Genomic DNA, 5,050 nt, shown 5'->3' with positions numbered 1-5,050 from the left:
AACGGTGCCCTCAGGGCCGAAGCGGGGGCGCTGCGGGGCCTCGGACGCGAGCGGGGCGCGTACCAGACGCGGTACCAGCACCGCGCCGTCGCGCAGCGCCACCTGCGGCTCGTCCACGGCCACGGCGGTGGCGACGGCGCCGGCCAGCGCGTCCCGCGACGCCTCCGCGCCGTCGACGTCCACCAGCAGGATGCGGCCGGGGTTCTCCGACTGCGCCGAGCGCAGCAGACCCCACACCGGGGCGTGCACGAGGTCGGCCACATCCTCACCGGGCCGCGCGGCCACCGCGCCCCGCGTCACCACGACCAGGCGCGAGTTCTCCAAGCGGGCGTCGTCCAGCCATGCCTGCACCAGCTCCAGCGCACGGGAGGTGGCGTTGTGCACATCGGCCGCGAGATCGGCACCCGTGGCGGTGGACGGACCAGCGAGGCCGGTCAGAACGACGGCGGCGGGTTCGGTGGCGAGCGTGTCGAGATCGGGGACGTACGGCGCGACGTCACCGGACAGCACGCCGTCCGGGGCCGTGGCCAGCACCGCCCAGTCGTGGGTTTCGGCGGCCGTCGTGGCGCCCAGCGGGGTCCACTCGGTACGGAACAGGGCCTGGCGGGCCGGGTCGGCGCCGTCAGCGAGCTGGGCCGGCGACACGGGCAGCAGGGTCAGTGACTCGACGGTGGCCACCGGGGCGCCCATGGTGTCCGTCACCGCCACGGCCACGGTGTCCTCGCTCACCGGGTGCACCCGCACCCGGACCGAGGTGGCCCCGACGGCGTGCAGCGCGATCCCGCTCCAGGCGAACGGCAGCCGCACGGCGGCCTGCGGATCGTCCAGCACGGACAGCAGGGCGGGGTGGAGGGCGGCGTCCAGCAGGGCCGGGTGGATGCCGTAACGGCCCGCCTCCTCGGCCTGCTCGGGCGCCAGGTCCACGGTGGCGTGGAGAGCCCCGTCGGGGCCGCGCCACGCGGCCCGCAGGCCCTGGAACGCCGGACCATAGCCATAGCCGGTGTCCGCGACGCGCTCGTAGAAGCCGTCCAGATCGATGCTCTCGGCCCCCTGCGGCGGCCAGACCACCGTGCCCGGTGCCGTGGGGCTCGGGGCGGTGGCCCGGGCGAGAACGCCCGTGGCGTGCCGGGTCCATGACTCGTGGAGGTCGCCGCCGTCCCGGTCCGTGGTGTCCGGGCGGGAGTACACGGCGACCTGGCACTGCCCCGCGTCGTCCGGGGCGTCCACGGCCACCTGGAGCTGGACACCGCCGCGCTCGGGCAGCACCAGCGGCGCCTCCAGGGTCAGTTCGGCCAGCCGGTCGCGGCCGACCGCCTCGCCCGCGCGCAACGCCAGCTCCACGAACGCGGTGCCGGGCAGCAGCGCACTGCCGAGCGCCGCGTGGTCGGCCAGCCACGGATGTGTCGGAAGCGACAGCCGCCCCGTGAGCAGCACCCCGTCGCCCCGCGCCACCTGGACCGCCGCGCCCAGCAGCGGGTGGTCGGCGGCGCCGAGCCCCAACCCGGCCGGGTCGCCCGCGGTGGCGGTGGTGCTCTCCAGCCAGTAGCGCCGGCGCTGGAAGGCGTACGTCGGCAGGTCGACCCGGCGGGTCCGCGTCCCCGCGAACACCCTGCTCCAGTCGACGGACAGACCACGCACATACCCCTCGGCCATCGACACCAGGAACCGCTGCGCACCACCCTCCCCACGCCGCAACGACCCCACAGCGACAGCCTCGACCCCAGCATCCTCGAACGTGGCCTGCGCACCCACCGTCAACACCGGATGCGCACTGGACTCCACAAAGAAACGGAAACCATCCCCCAGCAACGCCCGAACCGCACCCTCGAAATCCACCGGCCGACGAGCATTCTCAAACCAGTACTCCGCACCCATCTCCCTGGTGTCCAACACCCCACCGGTCACCGTCGAGTACAACGGCACCTCACCACGCCGAGGCACCACATCAGCGAACAACTCCAGAACACGCTCACGCAACGGATCAACCTGAGCACAATGGGACGCCACCGTGGAACCGACCACACGCGCCCGGATCTCCTCCGCCCGACACCCGGCGACAAACTCCTCCAAAGCCGCCACCTCACCAGCGACAGTGACAGCCCCAGGACCATTACGCCCCGCGATGACCAGACGGCCCTCCCACGCCGCCAGACGCTCCTCGACCACCTCCGCCGACAACGCCACCGACGCCACCGCACCCCTACCCACCAACTCATCCGCGAACAACGCACTACGCAACACCACAATCCGCGCCGCATCCTCCAACGACAACGCACCCGCCACCAACGCCGCCGCGATCTCACCCTGACTGTGACCCACAACCGCGGCAGGCTCCACACCCACCGCACACCACACCGCCGCCAGCGACACATTCACCGCGAACAACACCGGCTGCAGCACCTCAATACGCTCCAACGACGGCGCACCCACCACACCCCGAACCACATCCACCACCGACCACTCCACATACGGACGCAACGCCGCATCACACTCCGCCAACCGCTGCGCGAACACCGGCGAAGAATCCAAAAGCTCCACCGCCATGCCCTGCCACTGCGAACCCTGACCCGGGAAGACGAACACCACCCGCCCCCGCACATCCGCCACACCCGACACCACACCCGCAGCAGGCACACCCTCAGCCACCGCACCCAGACCCGACACCGCCGCATCCCGATCACCGGCCAACACCACACTCCGGCACTCCAACGCCGCCCGCGACGCCACCAACGACCAACCCACATCCGCCAGGGAACCACCGCCCTCATACCCCGCCAACCGAGCCGCCTGACCCCGCAGACCCACCTCGGACTTGCCCGACACCACCCACGGAACCGTGCCCGTGACCAACACCGGAGCGTCGGAAACGGGCCGTTCCCCGCCCGCCTCCACCGCAGGCGCCTCCTCAAGGATGACGTGGGCATTCGTGCCACTGATGCCGAACGACGACACACCGGCCCGGCGCAGACGCTCACCGCGCGCCCACTCCACCGGCTCGGTCAGCAACTCCACCGCGCCCGACGACCAGTCGATGTGTGGCGAGGGCTCGTCGGCGTGGAGGGTGCTCGGGAGCACACCATGGCGCATGGCCATCACCATCTTGATCACGCCCGCCGCGCCCGCCGCGGCCTGCGTGTGGCCGATGTTGGACTTCACCGAGCCCAGCCGCAGGGGGCGGCCCTCCGGGCGGTCCTTGCCGTACGTGGCGAGCAGCGCGCCCGCCTCGATCGGATCGCCCAGCGTGGTGCCGGTGCCGTGCGCCTCGACCACGTCCACCTCGTCCGCCGCCAGCCGGGCGTCGGCGAGCGCCGCGCGGATGACGCGCTGCTGCGAGGGGCCGTGCGGGGCGGTGAGGCCGTTGGAGGCGCCGTCCTGGTTGGTGGCGGAGCCCCGTACCACCGCCAGCACCTCATGACCGTTGCGCCGCGCCTCCGACAGCCGCTCCACCAGCAGCACACCGACGCCCTCGGCCCAGCCCGTACCGTCGGCCGCCGCCCCGAACGCCTTGCAGCGGCCGTCGGGCGACAGCGCGCCCTGGCGGCTGAGTTCGACGAACATGCCGGGCGTCGACATGATCGTCACCCCGCCCGCGAGTGCCATCGAGCACTCGCCCGAACGCAGCGCCTGTACCGCCCAGTGCAGCGCGACCAGCGACGATGAGCAGGCCGTGTCGACGGTGACGGCGGGCCCTTCGAGGCCGAGGGTGTACGCCACGCGGCCGGACGCCACGCTCGTGATGGTGCCGGTCAGCCGGTGGCCGTCGACGCCCTGCGCCCCCTCTTGGAGCTGCGGTCCGTACTCCTGGAACATCGCGCCGAAGAACACACCGGTCCGGCTGCCGCGCAGCGACAGCGGGTCGATGCCCGCCCGCTCGATGGCCTCCCACGACGTCTCCAGCAGCAGCCGCTGCTGCGGGTCCATAGCCAGTGCCTCGCGCGGCGAGATGCCGAAGAACTCGGCGTCGAAGTCGGGTGCTCCACACAGGAAACCGCCGAGCCGGACGTAGCTGGTGGCAGGGCGCTCCAGCTCCGGGTCGTACAGCCGCTCCAGGTCCCAGCCCCGGTTTTCCGGGAAGTCGGAGATGACGTCCCGTTCGGCGGCCACCAGGTCCCACAGCGCCTCGGGGGACTCCACGCCGCCGGGGAAGCGGCAGGCCATGGCGACGATGGCGATCGGATCGTCGTCGTCCGCCGCGGTCCGGGCGACGGGCGCCACCTCGGCCTCGGGCCGGGCGCCGAACAGCGCCTCGTGCAGATGGACGGCGAGCGCGGCGGGGGTCGAGTACTCGAAGAGGACGGTGGTGGACAGCGGCAGTTCGGTCTCGGCGGTCAGGGTGTTGCGGAGCAGGACCGACAGGTGCGAGTCGTATCCGAGGTCCTTGAAGGTGAGGTCGGTGTCGACCGCGTCGGGCGACGGGTGGCCGAGTGCCGCCGCGGCATGGCTACGGACGAGCCGCAGCAGATATTCGTGCTGCTCCGCCGTACGCAGCGACGCCAACTCGTCGCGCAGCGCGGGCGCGGAGCTGTCCGGCTCGTCGTCGGTGTCCACCGCGCCCGCCGCACCCGATGCCGGGAGCGGCCGGGGGCGGGTGGGCGTGGCGAGGCCGGTGACGGCGTCGAGCCAGTAGCGACGGCGCTGGAAGGCGTACGTGGGCAGATCGACGCGCCGCGCGCCCGTCCCCGCGAACACCGCGTCCCAGTCGACGGGCAGACCGCACACGTACCCCTCGGCCAGCGACGTCAGGAACCGCTCGGGGCCGCCCTCATCACGGCGCAGCGTGCCCAGCGCGACGGCGTCGGCGGCCGTGTCCTCGAACGTCTCCTGAAGGCCGACGGTGAGCACCGGATGGGCGCTGGACTCGATGAAGAAGCCGAAACCATCGGCCAGCAGCGCCCTCACGGTCTCATCGAAACGCACGGTCCGACGGAGGTTGGTGTACCAGTACTCCGCATCCAGGCCGGTGGTGTCGATGACCCCACCGGTCACCGTCGAGTAGAAGGGAACCTCGCCCTGACGCGGCTCGATCCCCTCCAACGCGCCGATGACCTGC

At 72.2% G+C, this 5,050-nt stretch carries 1 protein-coding gene; it reads right to left on the bottom strand.

Annotation, left to right across the window (positions count from 1 at the left end):
- A partial coding sequence (locus GWI24_RS40090) for a type I polyketide synthase (RefSeq protein WP_210950952.1) occupies nt 1-5,050 on the bottom strand: 5,050 nt, incomplete at both ends.

The organism is Streptomyces sp. MK37H (assembly GCF_018035285.1).
GTDB lineage: Bacteria > Actinomycetota > Actinomycetes > Streptomycetales > Streptomycetaceae > Streptomyces > Streptomyces endocoffeicus.
Note: the sequence above shows the minus strand (reverse complement) of the source record. Positions and strands in the feature narration are given on the sequence as shown.